The sequence below is a fragment of the Bacillus sp. LQ16 genome (assembly GCF_057784645.1).
Genome location: NZ_CM173491.1, coordinates 3,131,766 through 3,154,634, shown reverse-complemented (window position 1 = coordinate 3,154,634; position 22,869 = coordinate 3,131,766). Strand labels below are relative to the sequence as shown.

Annotated in this window: 22 protein-coding genes and 1 pseudogene; 18 read left to right on the top strand and 5 right to left on the bottom strand. The window is 34.6% G+C overall.

The genetic code is table 11. The annotated features are described in order from the left end of the window. Positions 1-122: 122 nt before the first annotated feature. From AC3EMB_RS15815 to AC3EMB_RS15790, 6 genes are all read left to right on the top strand, one after another. Entirely contained in the window at positions 123-764 is a 642-nt protein-coding gene (locus AC3EMB_RS15815; protein WP_061457452.1) for an ATP F0F1 synthase subunit alpha, read from the top strand. 216 nt (positions 765-980) lie between these two features. Further along, positions 981-1,250, top strand: coding sequence for a 2TM domain-containing protein (locus AC3EMB_RS15810; protein WP_000434263.1), 270 nt, complete (start codon positions 981-983; stop codon positions 1,248-1,250). Positions 1,251-1,601: 351 nt separating this feature from the next. Next, on the top strand, positions 1,602-2,441 hold the full coding sequence (locus AC3EMB_RS15805; RefSeq protein WP_000747488.1) for a YitT family protein: 840 nt from the start codon (positions 1,602-1,604) through the stop codon (positions 2,439-2,441). Between the two features lie 152 nt (positions 2,442-2,593). After that, positions 2,594-3,271, top strand: coding sequence for a response regulator transcription factor (locus tag AC3EMB_RS15800; protein WP_000781973.1), 678 nt, complete (start codon positions 2,594-2,596; stop codon positions 3,269-3,271). 1 nt (position 3,272) lies between these two features. Next, positions 3,273-4,649 carry a sensor histidine kinase gene (locus tag AC3EMB_RS15795; RefSeq protein ID WP_488517125.1) on the top strand — a complete coding sequence of 459 codons (1,377 nt, stop codon included), beginning with the start codon at positions 3,273-3,275 and terminating at the stop codon, positions 4,647-4,649. A 210-nt stretch (positions 4,650-4,859) separates the two neighbouring features. After that, entirely contained in the window at positions 4,860-5,330 is a 471-nt protein-coding gene (locus AC3EMB_RS15790; protein ID WP_000821001.1) for a DinB family protein, read from the top strand. 149 nt (positions 5,331-5,479) lie between these two features. Here AC3EMB_RS15790 and AC3EMB_RS15785 read toward each other — a convergent pair whose 3' ends face one another. Next, positions 5,480-6,739: an MFS transporter gene (locus AC3EMB_RS15785; RefSeq protein ID WP_423117389.1), complete on the bottom strand. Its 1,260-nt coding sequence runs from the start codon at positions 6,737-6,739 to the stop codon at positions 5,480-5,482. Between the two features lie 69 nt (positions 6,740-6,808). Beyond that, complete coding sequence (locus AC3EMB_RS15780; protein ID WP_024927960.1) at positions 6,809-7,432, bottom strand: ArsR/SmtB family transcription factor; 624 nt, start codon at positions 7,430-7,432, stop codon at positions 6,809-6,811. Positions 7,433-7,627: 195 nt separating this feature from the next. On the opposite strand from AC3EMB_RS15780, the gene AC3EMB_RS15775 reads away from it, so the two are divergent. Then, on the top strand, positions 7,628-8,692 hold the full coding sequence (locus AC3EMB_RS15775) for an ABC transporter permease (RefSeq protein WP_029442792.1): 1,065 nt from the start codon (positions 7,628-7,630) through the stop codon (positions 8,690-8,692). Next, the gene (locus tag AC3EMB_RS15770; RefSeq protein ID WP_000202612.1) at positions 8,692-9,363 is read left to right on the top strand and encodes an ABC transporter ATP-binding protein; all 672 of its coding nucleotides are present in this window, start codon (positions 8,692-8,694) and stop codon (positions 9,361-9,363) included. The genes AC3EMB_RS15775 and AC3EMB_RS15770 overlap by 1 nt, the downstream gene beginning before the upstream one ends. Before the next feature lie 64 nt (positions 9,364-9,427). Here AC3EMB_RS15770 and AC3EMB_RS15765 read toward each other — a convergent pair whose 3' ends face one another. Then, positions 9,428-10,540 (bottom strand): LPXTG cell wall anchor domain-containing protein, encoded by a 1,113-nt coding sequence (locus tag AC3EMB_RS15765; protein WP_071731914.1) that lies wholly within the window; start codon positions 10,538-10,540, stop codon positions 9,428-9,430. A 140-nt stretch (positions 10,541-10,680) separates the two neighbouring features. After that, positions 10,681-11,271: an ATP-binding protein gene (locus tag AC3EMB_RS15760; RefSeq protein ID WP_071731915.1), complete on the bottom strand. Its 591-nt coding sequence runs from the start codon at positions 11,269-11,271 to the stop codon at positions 10,681-10,683. Positions 11,272-11,485: 214 nt separating this feature from the next. On the opposite strand from AC3EMB_RS15760, the gene AC3EMB_RS15755 reads away from it, so the two are divergent. The 10 genes and pseudogenes from AC3EMB_RS15755 to AC3EMB_RS15710 all read left to right on the top strand — a co-directional run bounded on the left by AC3EMB_RS15755 (position 11,486) and on the right by AC3EMB_RS15710 (position 21,636). Then, positions 11,486-12,406 (top strand): class I SAM-dependent methyltransferase, encoded by a 921-nt coding sequence (locus tag AC3EMB_RS15755; RefSeq protein WP_488517124.1) that lies wholly within the window; start codon positions 11,486-11,488, stop codon positions 12,404-12,406. A gap of 143 nt (positions 12,407-12,549) precedes the next feature. Beyond that, a pseudogene (locus AC3EMB_RS15750) lies at positions 12,550-12,765 on the top strand (RtcB family protein); the annotation flags it as partial. 285 nt (positions 12,766-13,050) lie between these two features. Next, positions 13,051-14,010: an RtcB family protein gene (locus tag AC3EMB_RS15745; RefSeq protein ID WP_078401012.1), complete on the top strand. Its 960-nt coding sequence runs from the start codon at positions 13,051-13,053 to the stop codon at positions 14,008-14,010. Between the two features lie 32 nt (positions 14,011-14,042). After that, a complete protein-coding gene (locus AC3EMB_RS15740) occupies positions 14,043-14,357 on the top strand; it encodes a hypothetical protein (protein ID WP_000893997.1) in 315 nt (104 codons plus the stop codon). Positions 14,358-14,470: 113 nt separating this feature from the next. After that, positions 14,471-15,583 (top strand): aminopeptidase, encoded by a 1,113-nt coding sequence (locus AC3EMB_RS15735; protein WP_071731918.1) that lies wholly within the window; start codon positions 14,471-14,473, stop codon positions 15,581-15,583. 68 nt (positions 15,584-15,651) lie between these two features. Then, the gene (locus AC3EMB_RS15730) at positions 15,652-16,065 is read left to right on the top strand and encodes a DUF6892 domain-containing protein (protein ID WP_001231958.1); all 414 of its coding nucleotides are present in this window, start codon (positions 15,652-15,654) and stop codon (positions 16,063-16,065) included. A gap of 302 nt (positions 16,066-16,367) precedes the next feature. Continuing rightward, positions 16,368-17,600 carry a DUF4073 domain-containing protein gene (locus tag AC3EMB_RS15725; protein ID WP_000754289.1) on the top strand — a complete coding sequence of 411 codons (1,233 nt, stop codon included), beginning with the start codon at positions 16,368-16,370 and terminating at the stop codon, positions 17,598-17,600. 315 nt (positions 17,601-17,915) lie between these two features. Continuing rightward, entirely contained in the window at positions 17,916-18,911 is a 996-nt protein-coding gene (cuyA, locus tag AC3EMB_RS15720; RefSeq protein ID WP_001046608.1) for a D-cysteate sulfo-lyase, read from the top strand. A 221-nt stretch (positions 18,912-19,132) separates the two neighbouring features. Next, a complete protein-coding gene (locus AC3EMB_RS15715; protein WP_001167092.1) occupies positions 19,133-19,555 on the top strand; it encodes a YhfM domain-containing protein in 423 nt (140 codons plus the stop codon). Between the two features lie 290 nt (positions 19,556-19,845). Next, positions 19,846-21,636, top strand: a complete 1,791-nt coding sequence (locus AC3EMB_RS15710; protein ID WP_088022883.1) for a S9 family peptidase — start codon at positions 19,846-19,848, stop codon at positions 21,634-21,636. 380 nt (positions 21,637-22,016) lie between these two features. Here the strand turns inward: AC3EMB_RS15710 and AC3EMB_RS15705 are convergent, their stop codons facing one another. Then, positions 22,017-22,610, bottom strand: coding sequence for a hypothetical protein (locus AC3EMB_RS15705; RefSeq protein ID WP_340783304.1), 594 nt, complete (start codon positions 22,608-22,610; stop codon positions 22,017-22,019). Positions 22,611-22,869 lie beyond the last annotated feature (259 nt).

Genomic DNA, 22,869 nt, shown 5'->3' with positions numbered 1-22,869 from the left:
TCACAGTATGCATCATTGCATGAGGAAAACGGTTGTTATTTTTATAACCTGTAACTATAATGATTACAGGTTGGTCGATACCAATCAAAAAAATAAAATCATCATGAATGGAGATGTTACATATGGGTATGAAAAAAATAATTTTAGCAGGTGCTTTAGGGATCGCAGCATTATCAGGAACAAATGTACCAGGATTAGAACTAACAAAAGCGAGTGCAGCTTCTATTGAATCGAATTTCTCGACGTTAGAAGGACGAGTAGTAGAAGTAGATAACGGTGTGATTGTTGTAAAATCTAAGCAATATGAGGAACCTGTTAGTGTGTATATTGATTCACTTTCAAACGTGAAAGTAGGAGATGAAGTAAAAGCTACTGGATCTATGATGCGTAATTTTACAGAATATATGGTTGCAACTGCAGTTGAAAATACAACAAACAAGTTAGGTATGCACATGAAAGAAGATGGCTCACCTAATTATGTAATTGGAGAAGTATCAAAAGTAGGAACGATGGAAGATGAGGGAGACGGTGCTACTAAATATGTTGTAGTTGAGTATCCATCGCTAAATGGGAAGAAAGATATTATTGATGTTTTCTTAACAAAGGGACAAGTATTTAATGTGGGTGAGAAAGTGAAAATTGATATGGAGTATGTGGGCTGGGGGGGTATTTCTATTAATTGGAACACAGTTGATCATATTGAAAAAGTTCATGAAGCAAAGACGAACGCTGAAAATAATGATGATGTATGGATTTGGTCTTAATAAGGCGAGTATAAGTCGTTATTTGCAATTTTCTCCAAACAATACATGTAAAAACTAAATGTATCATGCAGTACCCATCAAATTATTATGTGTATAACAATTTGATGGGTACTTTTTGTTTTGTGTTTTTTTGAGAATAACGGATTTCCAATAAGAATATGATGTTAACACTAGAGCGAAGGTGAAAAAATACAAGATTGAAAGAGGTGTTTAAGGGTGGAACAAGATGAGGTTTATTTACGAGCTAAAAAAAGGGTAGAGAATTTAAAAGCTTTTTACATTCATTTAACGGTTTATATACTAGTGAACTTAATGCTTTTTATTATAAATATAAGTTCTGATTCAAGTAAATTATGGTTTTTATATCCACTTGCAGGCTGGGGGATAGGTATCGTTATACACGGTTTGACAACTTTTCCAGTTGGGATATTTGGGAAAGAGTGGGAAGAACGAAAGATTAAAGAATATATGGAGAAAGATAAGTGAATTTATTTCTGAAACGTATGAATATAAAATCCCATATGAATTTCTATGATCACACGCTTGATGCGAAGTCTATTCTATAGCTTCGCTTATTTGCTTTGTATTTGAAGTTTGTGCGAGTGAGAGTGTTTATATTCATTTTTAGGCTGAATTGCATGTGAAATCAAAACTTTAGTTGTAGTACATAATAAATACAGTTATTTTACTTTCTTAATTACAAGTGGATATAGGATAAAGTTGACTTATCATCCTATATTAAAATAAAAATAAACCACTGTTCGATTTGAATATTCCACGATATAATGGTGAGAGTTTATGACAGAATAAATATTTACATAAGAAGTGAGGTACTGTATGAAAAAAAGAACGACAGACATTATTTTTATTATTATCGGTGCATTTCTTTTTGCGTTAGGTGTCAATTTATTTGTTATCCCGAACGAGTTTGGTGAGGGTGGAGTAACAGGTATCACGATTATTACGTACTATTTATTTGAATGGTCACCGGGCTTAGTTAACTTAATTTTAAATGCGATTTTGTTAATAGCCGGTTATAAATTTTTAAATAAGATCACAACAATTTATACGATTATCGCTGTAGTTACGAACTCACTATTCCTTCATTTAACAGAAGGTTGGACGATCGCTTCGGATGAAATGCTCGTAAATGCCATTTTCGGAGGTATATTTATTGGATGCGGGATTGGTCTTATTATTCGCGTTGGCGGAACAACTGCAGGTACTACCATCTTAGCAAGGATGACACATAAATATTTAGGATGGAGCATTAGCTACGGTCTACTGTTCTTCGATTTAATCGTTGCGTTTTCATCGTATTTCATCATTGGTGCAGAAAAACTGATGATAACAATTATTATGTTATATGTAGCAACGAAAGTGATGGAGTTTGTAATTGAAGGTTTAAATCCGAAGAAAGCCATTACGATTATTTCTGATAATCCCAATGAAATTGCCGGGAAGGTAACTACCTTAATGGGCAGAGGGGTTACTGTGTACTCAGGTCATGGCTATTACACGAAAACTCCGAAGGAAATTCTTTATGTTGTTATTAATAAGCAAGAAGTAGTGAAGCTAAAACGGATTGTTCAAACTACAGATCCGGCGGCGTTCATCGCTATACACGATGTTCGTGATGTGTTCGGAGAAGGATTTGTTGATATTTCGAAGGCTTAGAAATTATTTTTGATTAAAATAATCTTAATACTAAAACGTAAGAATCTATTTTGAATAATCTTTTTTCAAAATAGATTCTTTTTCTTTTTCTTGCAAAAAATTCAATTGTTTCTTAATGTAGTGATGTAGAAGGATGAACGAGAGAGGGTTTAATGAAGATGATACATATTTTATTAGCTGATGACGATAAACATATTAGAGAGTTGTTGCATTATCATTTACAAAAAGAGGGATTTCAAGTTTTTGAGGCGGAAGATGGAAAGGTAGCGCAAGACGTATTAGAGAAGGAAAATATTCATCTTGCGATCGTAGACATTATGATGCCATTTGTTGATGGCTATACGTTATGTGAAGAAATACGGAAGTATCATGATATTCCTGTTATTTTATTAACTGCGAAAGACCAGTTAGTGGATAAAGAAAAAGGCTTCATTTCTGGTACAGACGATTATATTGTGAAACCATTTGAACCAGCTGAAGTGATTTTCCGTATGAAAGCTTTATTACGTCGTTATCAAATGCTGAGTGCAGATATTATTACGTTGCACGGAACGACAATTGATCGAAAAGGTGTGGAAGTAAAGTGTAACGGTCAAACAATTTTGCTTCCTTTAAAGGAATTTGAGCTATTATCACAACTTGCTAGTTATCCTGGAAGAACATTTTCAAGAGAAGAGCTAATTGAATTAGTATGGGGAATGGATTTTGAAGGGGACGAACGAACGGTTGACGTTCATGTGAAGCGGCTGAGAGATCGTTTCTCAAAACGAACGGATGATTTTCAAATTACGACAGTGCGCGGCCTTGGGTATAAGTTGGAGTTGAAATAAGATGAAATCACTATATTCTAGATTTGTATTTATGACGGTCGGCATTATGCTACTTAGTAGTATTATCGGCTTTTTATTAACGAACGTATATTATCAAGTGAAGTTAAAACCGTATAACAGTGAAAAGATTTTAAAGTATGCTGAAGAAGTTAAATCGTTATATGAAAAGCAAAGTGAAGAAAATCAAGAGGCGTACTTACATTCTATCGCAAAGTTAGGGTATGAAATTTATATTGTCGATGATCAAAAGAATGGAAAGCGTATTGGCAATGCGTTTCGTAAGACGTCTATTAGCGATGCTACTGTTCATAAAGTATTGCAAGGAGAAACGTTTAATGGTGTTTCCACCTATCCAACTCGTCTCTTTATTACAGGGTTTTTCGATAATGAATTAATTAATAGCGTCGGTGTACCAGTGCAACACGGTGATAAACAGTACGCTTTATTTATTCGTCCTGACATTCAGAACCAATTTGGCGAAATGCGAATTTTCTTAGCGGTATTACTTGGGTTTATCGTACTAATAAGTATTATTTTTATAGCGATTGCAGCAGGTTATATCGTTCGCCCAATCCGTAAATTTACGAAGGCTACGCAAAAAATTGCGAGTGGGGAATATAAAATTGAATTAGACGTAAAACGAAAAGATGAAATAGGAACGTTATCTACAAGCTTCCAAAAGATGACGAAAAGTATTAAAGAACTAGATGAAATGAGACAAGAATTCGTTTCAAATGTTTCGCATGAATTTCAATCACCGCTTTCTTCCATACAAGGTTTTTCGAAGACATTGCAAACAGAAAAGATGAGCGTGGAAGAAAGAAACCATTACTTACAAATTATTGAGGGCGAAAGTAAGCGAATGTCTAGTTTATGTAAACAGTTACTTACGCTTGCTTCATTAGATAAGGAGGAAAAGGTTTTACAAATAAAAGACTTTTCCTTACAAAAACAAATTAAAGACGTCATTTTTATGCTTGAATGGAAATGGCGGGAAAAAGATATCGCCGTTGAATTTGATGTGCCGGACATTACAATTCAAGGTGATGAAAACTTACTTCATCAAGTATGGAGTAACATTTTCACGAATAGCATTAAGTTTTCAAACGATGGTGGAACGATTGAGTTTTTCGTGGAAGAGTTAGAGTCTAGCGTTATAATTTCTATATCAGACAACGGAATCGGTATGGAAAAAGAAGAAATGGATCGTATTTTTGACCGTTTTTACAAAGTAGATACAGCAAGGGCAAGAAACGTAGAAGGTAGCGGTTTAGGATTATCAATCGTGCAGAAGATTGTTGAACTGCATAAAGGGACCGTTTCGGTATATAGCACGAAAGGGGAAGGGACGACTGTTCGGGTGGAGCTTCCTAAATAGATAGAAGAGGCTGTTTGGGAACAGCCTCTTTTTTGTTCGTTAGTCTATGTGTAAAGTGAAAAGAGTTGTTTTAAAGATGTGAGTAATCCTAATCCATAATTGGACTTGTTTGTAGAATAAGATTAGGAGGAAGTTTATTTGAAAATGTAGAATCTCTACAGAGTTATAAGGATTTTATTGAAAATTTAGCTATTTAGGGAGGAAATTACTTTGAAACGAATTGACTTGTTATTAAACGTACTAGATTCAACATTCGATAAAGAGAGTTGGTATGCACCGTTTAAACATGCTATAGAAGGACTTACAGCTGAACAGGCTATGTGGAAACCAGCTGGAGAGACAACAAATACTATTTGGGAGAATGTTAATCATCTCACTTATTACAAAGAAAGACTTGCTGCAAACTTGGAAGGACGTGAATGGACACATAATCTTGACGGTAATGACACCTTTTATCTTACTAAGCAATCTAATAATGATACGGAATGGAAGGAAGTCGTTGAACGCTCTGAAAATGCTCAGCGTAATTTAAGACAGGTATTAAGTGCAATTTCTGAAAGAGAGCTTGAACAAAATTCACTTGAAGGTAAATTACTGGACATCATGCTTCATGATGCTTATCATACAGGCCAAATTATTCAATTAAGGAAAATGCAGGGGGCATGGCCATCAAAGCGTTAACGGCACCTTTTAGTTGGTGCTATTGTTGAATAAATTTTAGATATTCAAACGACTTTATTGTTATATTTTAGTGAAGTATTTTACATCCAAAATGAAATAACTATATTTTTAACCCCGTCCCCAATTTAGAACGGGGTTATGTTTGGTTGCTATAAAGCCGCACCTTTCCCGCGTTCTTCCTTAAACCGAAGCTCAAAAGTATCCGCTGTAATTTCATCAGCTTTTGGAAAAGCCCGTAATTTCGGATGAAGTAGCCATACGAGGGAAATGAATAAAATCCCAATGCTAGCAAGCGCGAAAATGAGTTGGCTACTATATACATTCGCAGTGTATCCGCCAATTAAAGAGCCGAGTGGCATAGCAATTGTGCCCATGCTTCGTGTGACTGAATTGATACGCCCAAGATATTGGTTTGGAATTACAATTTGACCAATAGTCGCAAATAATATGTTGGTCGCACCAATTGGTATCCAAGCTAAGCCGAATAAAAAAATGGATAGCCATTGAAACGGTACAACCGTTGAGAGAAACCAAAAGAAAGCGCCAGTCGCAAAGCTAATAATGGAGACACGGCCAACATTATGTTTACCAACCCATGAACTGAATAGTGCTCCAATTAAACAACCGGTGGATATAGCGGCTAAAAAGAAACCATATAATTTTACACCGCCTAAAGAATCAGCGAAAGAAGGGAGTATTGCCATCGTCATACCGATTGAAAAATTAGCGACAACGGAACCAATTAAGAAGACGCCCATTAAGGAACGAAATACGATTGAAAACCCTTCTTTTAAATCAGTAAAATATTGTTTAGTTGAAAGTGTTGTGTCTGCTTCAGTTTGTTTTGGCATTTTTAATGAAAAGAACAAAAGGGCAGTAATCGCGAATGTAAAGGAGTCGATTACATATAAAGTAATGGCGCCAAATAGTGCTACTAATATTCCAGAAAGAGTCGTACAAATTAAATCAATGCCTTGATATGCAAATGAGAAGAGTGAATTTCCTTTTAATAATTGTGTTTTATGCAGTAGAAGTGGTAAAGCTTTTGATTGTGCGGGATAGGCGAATTGTTCAATAAAGGCTACGATTGGCATGATGATGAGTAGTAGGTGGACTGTTAGTAGGTCGAAGTAGTGTGTAATAGGAATGATTAAAATAAGAATGCATTGCAAAACTTGTGTGATGACGAGGGTGTTTTTTATTGACCATCTATCAACGAATGGACCAGTAAGAAATTGTAATGCAGAAGGTAATAACGTAAGGGAACCAGCCAATCCAGAATAAAAAGGATTACCACTTAATTTGTATACGAGCCACATCGCGGCTACATAATACAAACTATCTCCTATGTTGGTGAAAATTCTTCCTAAAAATAATAAGAGGAAATTCCGGTTTTTTAATATGTCCACTTTATCTACTCCTTTATAATAAATTTATTCGGTAAAATAAATTTGACCGTTTATGTAAAAAAAATCGTATTACGATTTTTCTTCTTTTTTAATAAATTGCTGCATTGTTCTCTCAGCGATTTGAAGTGCAGTAGTAGAAATATAATAAGGTTTACTATTCGGATCTTTATCTGCACCTTTTGTGATTTCGTTTAATTCAGCCATTAATTCATAAAACTTTTTTACCCACACTTGAAATTGTTCTGGCGTAGCATCAAATTCCCAGCAGGATGAAACGTAATTCCACTTAGCTGGATCTTCACTTGCATTTCGTAATGTAAAAGCTTCTTCTGGTGCAGCGAGAATTTGGCTTTTCGTTCTTTCTATCATTTGTAAAAAGATTTGGCGACCTGATTCGCTTAATATTTCTAAATGAGGTAATAGATCTGCAGCAGGGGTGAAGCCTTTCGCGACAGATTGATAAAACTTTTGAATAATCCCATTCTTTTCTTCTGTATAAACGATCTCTATAAGACCATTCTTTTCTAATTCTTTTAAATGATAATGAATTTTCGCCCTTGAAATGCCGAATTTCTCAGATAGTAATTGTCCAGTATAAGGACGTTCGCATAGACGTATCATCATTTCGGCACGTAGTGGATCGCTTAATGCTTTTAATTGGCTATAAGTAGTTAGTGTTAATACGGGCTTCAACATGATCAACTCCTTGAATTAAATTAAATTAAATTACTCGGTCAAGATTATTTGACTGAATTGTATCAAGGATTTTGAATGTTTTCAATACTTTCTGAAAATTAAATCTTAATCTCTGTAATCTTCTGTTCATATTCCGTTCATATTTCTTTTTTATGATAAGTGCATAGAAAGAAAGAGGAAGGAGCGAGCGAAATGTTTTTAGCTCTGCGTGAATTAAAACAATCAAAATTAAGATACGGATTAATCGGATTGATTATGGTGTTATTATCATTTTTAGTCCTTGTTATTTCAGGATTAGCAAATGGATTATCATATGATAATGCTTCATCGATTCAAAATATGGAAGCAAATAAGTTCGTTTTAGCGGATGATGCGGAAAATAAATTACTTCGTTCACAAATTAAGAAAGACGATGTAGATAACGTAGTAAGTCAAGTAGGCGAGAAAGAGGCAGTTCCGTTTCGTGTGAAAGTTTCAACATATGAAAAGAAAGATAGTTCGAAAAAGGTTGATATCGCTATTTTCTCAAGCGAACGAGATTCATTTTTAGAACCGAACATTGTAAAAGGTGAGAAATTAGGTACAGCAAACAACGAGATGGTTGCTGATGAATCGATTAAAGAGAAGGGAATCGATATTGGAGATACAATTATCGATCCTGTTTCAAAGAAAGAATTTACAATCGTCGGATTTACGAAAGATCAAATGTTTAGCCATACACCAGTCGTTTATGTAAATGAAGACGTATGGGGCGCTATTTCACAACCAAACCAAAAAGATTATAGTGCAATCGCACTTAATACAGATAAAGAAGTAAAAAATGCACACGTAATTGACAAAAAAGAAGTGCTGCAAAGTATTCCAGGATTTAAAGAAGAGCAAGGAACGTTAACGATGATTATTGCGTTCTTACTTGTAATCGCTGCATTACTAATTGGTGTATTCTTCTACGTTATTACACTGCAAAAAACACAGCAATTAGGTGTATTAAAAGCAATTGGTACGAAGAACTCGTATTTAGCAAATAGCTTAGTCGTGCAAGCGTTATTCTTATCAGTCGTTGCGATGGTAATTAGTATCGTTCTTGTACAAGGATTAGAACAAATTTTACCAGCAGGTATGCCGTTCTTATTAACAACACCGATGATTGCACAATATGGAGCAATCTTTATCGTAATTAGTATTTTAGGAACACTTATTTCGTTATACCAAGTATTAAAAGTTGATGCATTAGAAGCAATTGGAGGCGGGATGTAATGACTTCATTATTAAAATTAGACAAAGTAAGTAAAGTGTACGGAGAAGGAAATACGGAAGTAACAGCCCTTCATCCGATGTCGCTTGATGTGAAAGCTGGAGAATTTATCGGAATCGTTGGTCCTTCTGGATCAGGGAAAAGTACATTATTATCAATCGCGGGTGCTTTATTATCACCGTCAAAAGGAGATATTTACATTCGTGAGCAAAATATTACACAGTTATCGGAAAAGGAAATGACAGACATTCGTTTGAAAAAAATCGGTTTCATCTTCCAGTTTGCAAACCTTGTTCCATATTTAAATGTGAAAGAACAATTGCTTTATATTGCAAAGCTAAAAAAGGAAAGTAAACAAGAATCCGAAAAGCGTGCAGATCATTTATTAGCGGCATTTGGATTAGGAGAAAGAAAAAATCATTATCCAAATCAACTATCTGGTGGGGAAAAACAAAGGGTAGCAATCGCTCGTGCGTTCATGAACAATCCGGATTTAATATTAGCGGATGAGCCAACGGCAAGCTTAGACTCAAAACGCGCACGTGAAGTTGTTGAAATGATGAAACGTGAAGTGAAAGAGAGCCAAAAAGCAGCAATTATGATTACACATGATGAAAGAATGCTTGATGTATGTGATCGTATATTGACGCTGAGAGATGGACAGTTAATATAAAGAAAAAGGCCAACCGTACATGCGGTTGGCCTTTGTATAATTGTTTTTAATAAGTATAATGGCTTTATTTTGAGAATAAGGTTTTAATTTTATTGCGTGTTACTAATAAAATCCCGCCTAATACAGATAGCATTCCTAGAGCCATATTGTTTGATTGCTCGCTACCAGCGTTAGGAAGTTCTTTAGCGTTATTGTTTTTAGTACCATTATCTGCTTGCGTTTGTTTAGACTGTGATACTTCATTAATCTTGTTATCAACATTTTGCTTCGTTGTATGTAACTCAGCTAATTTGTCGTCAATTTTTTTCTCAGTATGCTTAAAGTCGTTGATTTTAATATCTAAGTCTTGTTTTTTCTTTGATAAATCATCTGAAACAGTTTGTTTCGATTGTTTAATTTCGTTAATTTTATTTAGTAAATCTTCTCTAGCCTTTTGTAATTCAGCTAGTTTGTTTTTTACATCTTGTTTAGCTAGTTCTAAGTTAGCGGAAAGACTGTCTAAATTGCCTTTAATTTTCTTAAGTTCCTCTAACGTGTTACCAGTATTCGGCTTGTTTTCTTTTAGTTCAGCGAGTTTGTCTTCAGCAGTTTGTTTCGCTTTCTTTAACTCAGCTAATTTTTCATCTACTTGTTTTTTAACTTCCTTAAGTTCATTAACCTTTTGATCAATGTTCTCTTTATGTTGCTTCATTTCATTCACTTTTTCATCGACAGTTTGTTTATGTTCTTTAATCTCATTCACTTTGTTATCGATATTTTGCTTATGTTCTTTTACTTCAGCAACTTTATCTTCTACTTGTTTTTTATGCTCTTTAATTTCAGCGATTTTATCTTCGGCGATTTGTTTGTCTTGCTGAAGTTTTGCATCTAGTTCTTGTTTATGCTGTTTAACTTCGTTAATTTTTTCATCAGCAACTTGTTTGCGTTCATGTAGTTCATTCACCTTTGTATCAACATTTTCCTTAACTTTGTTAAGTTCATTTAATGTTTGATCCACGTTTTCTTTGTGTTGCTGTAATTTCGCATCTAACTCTTGTTTATGTTGCTTAATTTCAGCTAATCGATCTCCCGTACTTTGCTGAGGAGTAGCATCATTTACTTCTGCATGAGCAGAGTTTGCGCCAGCAATCATTGCTAAAGCTAGTGTAGACGCAGCGATTGTTTGTTTTGTTTTCATATTTTTGTACCTCTTTTCTTTCATATGCATGAGCTATTTTGTGTAAAAATGAGCATATAGAAGTAGATTCTTCCATCATTATATACCATCTACGCCGTCTAGAGGAAGTATTTGCATAATAATCTATGATTATGTAATTTTTATAATCTCTTATTTCGGACAGGGGAGAACTCTTTAGCAAGATGGACAATTTTTAATATAGTAGAGTTTACATCCTTACTGTTACGAATAACAAACAAATAATCAGCCTCGTTTTCTATAGGATCTACCACATCATCGTGAAGTGATTCAGTTTGTTGTCGATCAAGTACTTCTTTGAAACTAGAATATCCACCTCTAAAAATATTCGTACTTCGCGTGCTTCTAGCCACTCTTTCGTAAAGTACATCATCTGGGATGTCAAAGTGAACTAATATGCGTACATATTCATTCTGTGGAAATAATTCGTTTAGTAAATAGAACCTTCCGTTTTTACTGCGATTGGAGTTACAAATAATAAGGTGTAAATTTGTATGTTCTTTCGCATAATCAACAATGAATTTTGAAAGACTGTGCTTTAGTGTATTTGATCCTTCTGTCGGCTGTAATTTTTCATAATGTGTGTTAATAAATTCAGCTTGGTTGTCTTGGTCCATAATAAAAGAATTAGGTAACTCTTTTTCTAGCTCTTTTGCAAATGTAGTTTTTCCACTGTGTGTTTTTCCTACTGTAATGATGACTAATCTTTTCATGACGCCCTCCATTTGTATTGTTATGAACTGGAATATTCGGTGTAGATCGAAATCTTCCTGCTAGAGATTACACAAATTGTTGGAGCGTAGTAGGCTGAAAACTTGACAAAAAAACTTATTTATGCTATAATTTACCAATATAAAAATAAGGTGTATAATAGGGTTCTCCTGGCCAGGGGAACCCTATTTTTGTTGTGAACATGAAGGAGAGTGTATGTGCGTGAAACAAGGTGAAGCAAGTGTAACGTCGTTAGTATCAGCTTTCGGAAGGGCGTATCATAGTGAATTTGATAATCCTAAAATCTTTGATGATTATGTAGCTAAAGATTTCATTTCACAAAAAGAACGTAACAATATTGAAACGAACATGGTTCAAGGGATTCACTTTTTCAATAAAGAAATTGCAGAGCAGTTTCAAGACAATCCAAAAGAAATATTAAAATGGATTACGCAAGTTCAGTTATCACCAACACCTTTAGCACGTGCCGCATATTGTGAAAGAGTATTACTACATGAAATTACATTAGGAGCAAAACAATACGCCATACTCGGTGCAGGCTTAGATACGTTCAGTTTTAGACACCGAGAATTAGAAAATAAAATAGAAATATTTGAAGTGGATCATCCTTCTACACAGGCGTTTAAGAAGGAAAGAATAAAAGAAGTAGAACTTGAAGTTTCAAATAACCTTCATTTTGTTTCAATGGATTTTACGAAAGGATTTTCCTATGAACAGTTACGCAATGAAGGATTTGAACATAAAAAGACTTTCTTTAGCCTTTTAGGTGTTACGTACTATTTAACGAAAGAGGAACTTGCTAGTTTATTAGAATGTTTATTCGAGATGGTTCCGGCAGGTAGTTCTATCGTTTTTGATTATCCTGATGAAAACTTGTTTACAGAAAAGGGACTGTCCAATCGAGTTGAAAATATGGTGAAAATGGCTGCGGTAGGCGGAGAACCGATGAAATCATGTTATTCTTATGCTGAAATGGAAGCACTGTTAGAGAAGGCGGGCTTACTCATTTATGAGCATTTATCACCAGAGGATATTGATGTATTATATTTTGAAGGACGAAACGATTATTTAGAAGCTTTTGAGACAGTGCATTATGTACATGCGGTGAAAAGGTAGGAAATTAGTAGGCATAGGGAGGAATCTCTGTGTCTTTTTTTATAAAAAAGGAAATGAGCTGTAGTGGTGGAAAATATAATTATAAATATATAATATCTATAAATTAATGTTTTGTAGAAACTAAAGGAAAGGGGAAATAGAAGATGTTGAAATTACAAGGGAAATACAATGAAGCAAAAGTGTTTACTACGAATGTAGAAAAAACTGCAGCAGGTCAAATTATTGATCTTTGTAACCAACAATTCGTAAAGGATAGCAAGATCCGTATTATGCCAGATACACATGCGGGCGCAGGTTGTACAATTGGGACAACAATGACAATTCAAGATAAGATTGTTCCTAATTTAGTCGGGGTTAACTAATCGGCTCAGACTTTAAACTACTCACTCAATTGACTGGAAACCCTAACGATAAAAGGCGAGGGCAATCAGCAGCCAGTGGTTATGGTGACATAATCGAATGGTTCAGAGACTTGTACTATGTTAGCAGACTAAGGTACAGAATTATTCCTCATCCATTTTGAATTGAAGAGGAATAATTAATACGGTGAGCCTACAGTAGAGACTGCATATCTCGATGACTGTAGAGAAGGTATAGTCCACTCTTTCAGGAAACTGAGAGGTAAGTACGATATTGGTTGTGGCATGGAAGTTGTTATGATTAATAAGAAAAAAGAGGAAATCAACTTCGATCACTTAGACGAAACGATACGCAAATTTGTCCCAAGTGGTTTTCGTATTCGAGATAAGGAACATAGATTTTCAAAAATGATTGATTTTGATAGTGTAAGAGCCCCGTTTACATTGCAACGTGCTCAAAAAAGTATTGGTACACTTGGCGGGGGCAATCATTTTGTCGAACTGAATGAGGATGATAAAGGAAATGTATACATTGTCATTCATAGTGGTTCGCGTAATTTAGGGAAACAGGTAGCAGAGTATTATCAAAACTTTGCTTACGAGCAACTTATAAACGTTAAATCTATTAAAGAAGAAATCATTGAACGTTTAACGAAAGAAGGTAGACAACAAGAGATACATGAAGCTTTACGTGAAATTAAGAAACCGGTGATTCGCAAAGAATTAGCTTATTTAGAAGGACAAGGATTTAAAGATTACATGAATGATATGAAAATTGCTCAAAAATATGCGGAGTTAAATCGTAAAGCAATGATTGATGAAATCGTCACTAAAATGGATTGGAAAGTAACAGATCAATTCACTACAATTCATAACTACATCGATATGGACAATATGATTCTAAGAAAAGGTGCTATTTCAGCTCAGAAAGATGAACGAGTAATCATTCCAATTAATATGAGAGACGGTTCTATCATTGCATTTGGTAAAGGAAATCCAGATTGGAACTTTTCTGGCCCTCATGGAGCAGGACGTATTATGAGCCGTAAGAAGGCGAAAGAAGTACTTAACTTAGAGGATTTTCAAAATACAATGACAGAGGTTTGGACTACATCTGTTGCAGAAAGTACTTTAGATGAAGCACCAATGGTATATAAGCCAATGGATGAGATTGTTGAGAATACAAAGGACACAATTGATATTAAACATATTATTAAGCCGATTTATAATTTTAAGGCGAACTAGAAGGGGAGTAACTTTTATTGTAATGAGGTATAGTGCTGGAAAGTATTAAGCATGGTGCTATTGGAAGTAGGGAAATTGTGAAGAATAATTTAAATGTTTATTTAGGTGTAAAAGCAGCTGTACGTATGTTTATCCTTTCAATTATTTTTCTATATTTCAACCCTTATAGCACTCAATTACTTGATAAAGAAGTATATATCACTGTATTGTTTATTTTTGTGCTTCCGTCTTTTATTGCAGGGCTTGTTAGGAAAACTGTGTTGCTGATGCTTTGTGGCGCGTGGTTAGTACCTGGGACTCTGTACTTTAGTATAGCTGCAATGCCAACGTTACGGAATTATTTTTAAGGGTTTATTTTATATCTATTGTTTGGGTGAAAAAGAGAATTGCTTAAAGAGAGTAGTTCTCTTTTTATTTTTTATTAAGCTATTGAAACGGAAATGAAAGGATGAGGGACGTAATGAAGAGGGGATTATCTAAATTAGCAGATATACTAGTCAACCATTCTACTAAAGTGCAACCTGGTGATCATGTGTTAATTCAAAGTGTTACGGAAATAGACCCTATAGTAGTTCGTGAAATTATTAAGTCAGTGGAAAAAGCAGGTGGATATGCACATGTATCAATGCGTGACGTTTCTGTTACGCGGCAATTAATTTTGTCTGGATCTGAAGAACAGTTTAAGTTATTTGCAGATTGGGAGTGTTACCGTTTAAGTAAGATGCAAGTATATATTAATCTCCGTAGTCCTAGAAATGCATACGAACTAGCAGATGTACCAGCAGAAAAAATGAAATTATATCAAAAGGTATTTGGAAAGGCTCATAGTGAAGCAGTGTATAAAACGAGATGGGTGACAACTCGAATTCCGAATGCGGCTTCAGCGCAAGAAGCGAATATGAGTACCGAGGCTTATGAGAAATTTTATTATGATGTTTGTACGTTAGATTACAAAAAAATGTCGAAAGCAATGGATCCGTTAAAAGAATTAATGGAAAAGACAAAACAAGTGAAAATCATTGGGAATGGTACTGATTTGAATTTTTCCATTGAAGGAATCGGTGTTTTAAAGGGAGATGGTACAGATAATATACCTGATGGCGAAATATATACAGCACCTGTCAAAAATTCAGTGAATGGGATAGTAGCGTTCAATACAGTATCTATTCAACAAGGTTATGCGTTTCAAAATATTAAGTTACATATTAAGGATGGGAAAATAATAGAGGCATATGCAAACGATACAGAGCGAATAAATCGAATTCTTGATACGGACGAGGGAGCAAGATATATCGGAGAGTTTGCACTGGCTTTTAACCCTTACATACTACATCCGATGAATAATACGTTATTTGATGAAAAAATAAATGGTAGTTATCATTTAGCAATTGGGGATTCGTTACAAGGTGCAGAAAACGGGAATCAATCAGCGATACATTGGGATTTAGTGAATATTCAAAGATCAGAGTATGGCGGGGGTGAAATTTGGTTTGATGATGTACTGATTAGAAAAGATGGGTGTTTTATTTTACCAGGGCTGTTAGGATTAAATGAAGAGAATTTAAAAAGGTAAAGTGCTTTTTGGAAGTTGTGTAAAGGAGATTAAAACCCTAGGACAGGGCAAGATAGGAGGAAGTTAAAATGAGAAAGAGTGAAATGTTTCAGGATTTTAATTTTAAGTTAGTGGTAATTGAAGCTTTATTAGATAAAGAGCCACTATTTCTAAAAGAATTGAAAGACTTAATAGAAAAGCATACGAATAATTTTGAATGGTATTCAGGAGTTGGGCCAATTGTTGAAATCAAAGCTTTTTTAGAAGCGTTAACTTTGGAAATAAGTGATTTGGAAAAGATTGAGTCCCTTTGCTTTGATGGTGGGAATGAAATTTATCATATTTTAAAGCCTGATTGGGACGGTGAAGACAGTTTATTTGATGTTATATCTGTTGAAGGATTTCAAAATCTAAAAAATTTAAAAACAGTGGAATATATTTCAATGTGTTACCCGAAAGTATTAGAACCATTAAAACAAGCTGGAATAGAAATTGAGGATTAATGAAGAGAATTTAAAATGGTAAAGTACTTTATTGAAATTGTGTAAAGGAAATTAAAACACAACATATTAAACGAAGTGATTTATCGTATAAATTTACATTCAGCTAATATTAGTAGGTTAATAGAAAAATTAGTGTTAATTGTTAAATGGGGCGTGTAAAAACGACAAAATCTCTTAAAAAACACTTAACTTTTAACTCCATCTATCTTTACAATCCCTCCCTATAATGTGAATTGGACAAGCACCTAAGAGAAAGCAGAACATGTCAGTTTGTACATTCTATTATTAGGGGGAGAATTTGTATGAAAAAGACAGTTGCTTCGTTAGCAGTTATGGCGGCATTATTACCGACGTTTTCAGTGCATGCGGAAGGGAAAGAGCAAGCCCGAAAATCAGCTACAACTTTTAATGTTATTAGTGATATTCAAGGTGATTTAGGGGATTTTGATCATGTGCTAAAAGATATGAACAAAGTGACGCCACTTTCTAGAGCGCTTATTATGAATGGGGATATAACGCCGACTGGACAACAGTCACAATATGATGATGTAAAGCGTGTGTTAAATAAAAATAAGCATCCAGAAAATGTATGGTCTACTGTTGGGAATCATGAGTTTTATGCTGGTAAATGGACAGCGGATGGGAAACTCTCTCAAAGTACATGGCCAAATGGTGTAACGGAAGAAACACTATTTGGTCGCTACTTACAATTTAGTGGACAAGAAAAGGTATATCATAAAAAAGAATTAGATGGCTATCCACTTTTATTTTTAGGAACTGAAAAATATATGAAATACCACGATTCAAAAATGTGGGACGAAGTATATATGAGTGATGAGCAATTAGGTTGGTTAAAACAAAATTTAGAAGAGTACAGTCAAAAAGATAAAAATAAGCCAATCTTTATTTTCTCTCATCACGTTTTACCTGATACAGTATCTGGATCAAGACAATCACCATATTTACAAGATTATTTAAACGTGGATAAATTGTATGATATATTAAAAGACTATCCGCAGGTTGTTTTCTTCACGAGTCATACACATTGGGATTTAAACTTACCTGACTGGGCTGGTAAAAAGAAAATTAAAGGCGGAGATGAAAAAGGTTTCACTGTTGTAAATACGGGCGGGATTGAAACAGGCTGGATGTCAGCAGGACCAAATGGAGGAGAGAAAACTGCTCCAGATGGCTATTCATTTAAACAAGGGTTACAAGTGAAAGCATATGGTAACGATGTAATTGTGACAGCTTACGATTACAAACGTGATAAGGATATAAAGAAGTTATTAATTAGTGATTCAAAAATTGCGCAGATGGCACCAAATGTAACGGCAGATGATCGTAAAAATATAATTGTCGGTGCAAATGAATATATGGAGTATTCTATAGAAGGAACGAATGAGTGGCATACGTATAGTCAAGCAAATCCTCCGAAATTTGATGGAGATAAAACTGTATACGTACGTAATAAAGGTGAAATGAATTTAGAGCCGGGATTAACGCAGTTACTTCGTTTTTCGGTAAATAAGTGATTGGAGGGAGTCTGCATTTGAATGTGTGGGCTCTTTTTTTGTTGATGAGAAAGGGGTTGCTTGTCTGTCGTTTTTTGTCGATAGATCGATATATTAAGAAAATCGTTGATATACTGCAAGTTACGATCGATATATTTGAAAAATCGTTGATATAAATTTCATGTACCGTAATTAAGTTAAAATCATTAATACGGTTTTACTTATCAAAATGAAATTCTAATACATTTTTAACCGAGAAAGGTGACTTCACCATTTTTACATGTAATAATAGTAACGTTACATATATTGCGAAAGAAGTACAAAAGGAGCGTTACAATGAATTTAGCTAAATTCCCGAGAAAAAAATATACAGAATCATATACACCAATTGAAAAGTTAAACAATTTTTCTGAAGCACTTGGTGGCCCGACTATTTATTTTAAACGAGATGATTTACTTGGTTTAACAGCCGGTGGTAATAAGACGAGAAAGTTAGAATTTTTAGTTGCGGATGCACAGGAAAAGGGTGCAGATACGTTAATTACAGCTGGTGGTATTCAGTCAAATCATTGCCGCCTGACACTTGCTGCTGCGGTAAAAGAAAAAATGAAATGTATTCTTGTATTAGAGGAAGGGCTTGAGCCAGAAGAGAAGAGAGACTTTAACGGAAACTATTTCTTATATCACTTATTAGGTGCTGAAAACGTCATTGTTGTACCGAACGGAGCAGACCTGATGGAAGAGATGAATAAAGTAGCGAAAGAAGTAAGTGAAAAAGGTAGTACACCATATGTAATTCCAGTTGGTGGATCAAACCCTACGGGCGCAATGGGATACGTTGCTTGTGCGCAAGAAATTATGGCGCAATCATTTGAGCAAGGAATTGATTTCAGTTCAGTTGTTTGTGTAAGTGGTAGCGGCGGTATGCATGCTGGTTTAATTACTGGTTTTTCTGGAACACAAAGCCATATTCCTGTAATCGGGATTAATGTAAGTAGAGGAAAAGCTGAGCAAGAAGAGAAAGTAGCAAAACTTGTAGATGAAACTTCAGCACACGTTGGTATTCCAAACTTTATCTCGCGCGACGCTGTTACGTGCTTTGATGAATATGTAGGACCAGGCTATGCGTTACCAACGCCGGAAATGGTAGAGGCAGTTCAGTTACTTGCGAAAACAGAAGGTATTTTACTTGATCCAGTGTATACAGGTAAGGCAGTAGCGGGATTAATCGACTTAATTAGAAAAGGTAAATTTAATAAGGAAGACAATATTTTATTCGTACATTCAGGTGGTTCACCAGCTTTATATGCGAATACTTCTTTATTTGCGTAAGTGTAAAAAGCATTGGGTATCCAATGCTTTTTTTGTTATATACTGGAATTACCGAGAGGTAGGAGGATGATATGAATTCAAATTTAAAATGGATTATATATACGGTACTCGGCATTTCTATTCTATTAATCTTATTTGTGGCTTATGGGGTGTATTCTTATTTTACATTTTAAAAGCGTAATGGAAGTGAACTATTATATACACTAAAGGCGGAGAGCGCTATGCAAATTAGAAATTTGTATTTAGTCTTCAGCGTGATTTGTTTATTTGTAGTAACCAGCTGTTCAAATAATATAGGAAATCATAATCAAACAATCGAAGTGCAAAAACATGCTGGTGATAATCATTATGAGGATTTGAAGGTAATTACAGACAAGAATAAAGTATTGCAAGTAAAGAAAATATTAAATGATACTAACTTTGAAAATAAAAAGGTGGAAATGTCTCGTTCAGCTGATTATCAGTTTGTTTTTCAGTTTAAAAATCCGAAAATAGAAGCGAAAGCTGTTTTATATCAAATGTGGATTAGTCCTAATAAGGATAAAGTAGAAATAATGGCGGGGGATAATCAGTACGCTCAATTAGCAGAGAAAGACGCAGCTGCTTTTATGAAGATTGTTACTGGTGAGAAGTTAGCTGAATAAAAGTATATGGTAGATTTTGCTCTCTAATTCCCCGCTTATTTTTCGCTTTGAGGGATAATTAGTGAGAAATATCGAATGAGAAGTAATCGTGAAATAGTAAAGAATATATTCACTGCTAAAAGAAGAGTTGTTTAAAAAACTCTCCGCATCGTTATGTAATGTTAATAAGAAGAAGTAGAAGGTAGAAGTAAATCTAAATAAAACCCAAAAGGGATAAATAGGAAAATGTAGAATCTTTATATATAAGATGTTCTGAATTTTTAGATATAAGGTAGAGTGGAGGAAGAAAGATGATTCAATTTCCTATGGAAGATGCTGAACAATTTTTTAGATCCTATAGTATTGGTAGGTTTACAGTTAGTGAAGATGAAGGGAAATTAATTTTTAGTACAAACTTAAATGGTCATTCTAATTTATGGGCGATGGATTTACCCAATTTATCCCCTTATCCCTTAACATATTGTAATCAATCAAGCAATTTTATTAAAATGGATTCTTTAAATCGATTTATTTTAGCTGGATTTGATAAAGATGGGGATGAAAATTATCATATTTATGCATTAAAACCAGAGGGTGGTGGATTGCTTGAATTGATTCCAGCAGGAGAGACAGAAAAGGATTACTTTGTGCATTTAACAGAGGATGGGGAACGATTATACTATGTCACAAGTAAAGATAACCCAATGTTCTTAAACTCTCGTTGTTATAATATACGCACAAAAGAAGATACGCTGTTGTTAACTGGTGTGGAGACACCTACATATGTAGAGGCAGTAAGTCCGAATGAATCAAGTTACATTGTTTTAAAGTCATATAGTAATACATATAATGTAGGATATGTAAAAAAAGGAGAAGAACTTATTTGTTTAGTACCTTCCAGTGAGAAAGAACATACTGTAGGCTCCATTTCTTATATTGATGAAAATACAGTGATTTTCGTTACAAATTATGAAGAAGAGTTTTCCTATGTAGCTTCTTTTGATTTAAATAAACAGGAATTCAAACCAATCTGTAAAATAGAGAAGGAAGATATATCCAATATAAAATGGCATGCTGAAACAAAAAATGGCTACATTGTTTCGTCGAAAGGTGTTACAGATAGGTTATATAAATTTGTATGGGATAAAAAAGAGTTAATTCTATTGAATTCTCCGGTAGATACGATAAGTCAAATTGAAATTACAAAATCGGAAAATTTATATTTACTAGGTGAAAGTGCGACGAAAACAGCAAACATCTATTACAAGAAGAATAGAGATACAGAATGGGCAGCATTAACAAAAAACTATGTTATTGGTCTATCTGAATCTTCTTTTGTTGAACCGGATGTTATAACATATGCCTCTTTTGATGGGTTAAACATAGAAGCATTATTATTCCGGGCGAAAGGAGAAGTACAAAACGGATATACAATATTTTGGCCTCATGGTGGTCCACAAAGTGCTGAGACGAAAGATTTCAGAGCATTATTTCAATATTTATTAAGGCAGGGATATAATATTTTTGCGCCAAACTTTAGAGGTAGTACAAGATATGGTTCAACGTTTACAAAAATGATTGAAGGTGATTGGGGAGAAGCGCCGCGTTTAGATTGTGTAGCAGGGATCGAATGGTTATTTGAACAGGGGATATCAACTCCTGATAAATTATTTGTTATGGGCGGTAGTTATGGAGGATATATGACCTTATTGCTTCACGGGCGTCATTCAGAGTATTTCCGTGCAGCCATTGACATTTTTGGACCTAGCAATTTATTTAGTTTTATCGAATCTATGCCTGAAAATTGGAAACCGCTCGCAGTTAATTTAATAGGTGATATTAATAATGATAAAGATAAGCTTATACAAGATTCACCAATTACTTACTTAAATCAAATGAATAAACCACTCCTTATCATCCAAGGGGCAAATGATCCACGAGTTGTAAAGGAAGAATCGGATCAAATTTTTCAAGCGTTGCAAGAACAAGGAGTAGATGTAGAATACCTAGTATTAGACGATGAAGGGCATGGATTTTCAAAAAAAGAAAATGAAATATATGTATATCGTCGCATAACAGAATTTTTAGCAAAGCATAAGTAAAAGAAATGGCATTTTACGGGTTATGATCATATCGCTATCAGGCTAAAAATGCAGAGAAATGACAATGAAATTATTGAATAAATAAGAATGAAACAACTTAATTGTTACGTAACAAAAACGCTATTCTTTCCCTAGAATCAAAGGAAGAGATGGCGTTTTTGTTATGAACTTATCAATTTTTTATGAACTGGAATTGTTGTCTAAAGAGTTGCAACAGATTTTTTTATAAATTGAAAGACAAGGAGACGAACTTGGGTGGAGTATTGGAAGCACACAATAAATATATTGAGGAGTACATGTTTGAAAACATTAAATCAATGGAAAATGAAATATTTTGTTGGAATGTCTGAGCTGCGGACCAATTCTATCACTTTAATTAACTAAAAGAAGAATTTCCCCATCCCGATTAGACTACTGATCATTCCTATTCCACTCATGGTGCCTTTTCCTGCTGTAAGTAAGTTTCCAAGCATTCCTAGCTGACCGTTACCTCCGTTATTTCCCCATCCCATTGGGGCCCACGGACTACCCCATCCTGGAGGGTTTCCAAAAACACCCGAGTTATTGGTATTGAAATGAAAAGACTTGGCTGGCGGCGATAGTAAAGCCGCAAGATGACCTTGTGCGAACATCCCTGTATGATTGAATGGCTGGGCCCAGGGGAAGGAAGCATTTTGAAAATTAAAACCTGCATGACTTGGTAATGGAGTCCAATTAGCAGGCTGACCTTGTGGCATTATCCCTGCATAATTGATTGGCTGCCCCCAAGAGAAGGGAGGGGGTTGGGGATTGAACCTCGTATAATTGGCTGATGAATCCCAACTAACTGGATAAACTCGGTAACTCCAATTCTCAGGAATCTTCAAATCATTCATTACCTCAGATTTAGTTAATTCGGGCTGTGAATATAATGAAATTTCGTTAGTATATTGTTCCCCGTTTCCCTTTGAATTCAAATACCAATATTGGTCCATACGCTTATTCTCCTCACTTTAAAAATGTAATGTTAGACTTAGCCTATGTAATATTCCTTTTTATGGATGGTTACATAACTAGATCTACAAGCCTGTATTTAAAGGAATGGGTGCGTGGTCTTTTTGATTTTTCTCGCTGCCCGTAAAATACCCATTGATTTAAAGTTTCACTTTATTTTAGAAGGTGATTTTCAGTTGCTTATTTTGTGTATTTCAGCCTAATTTAAATTCCGTTAACAAACGTTTTTATAAAGGTTTC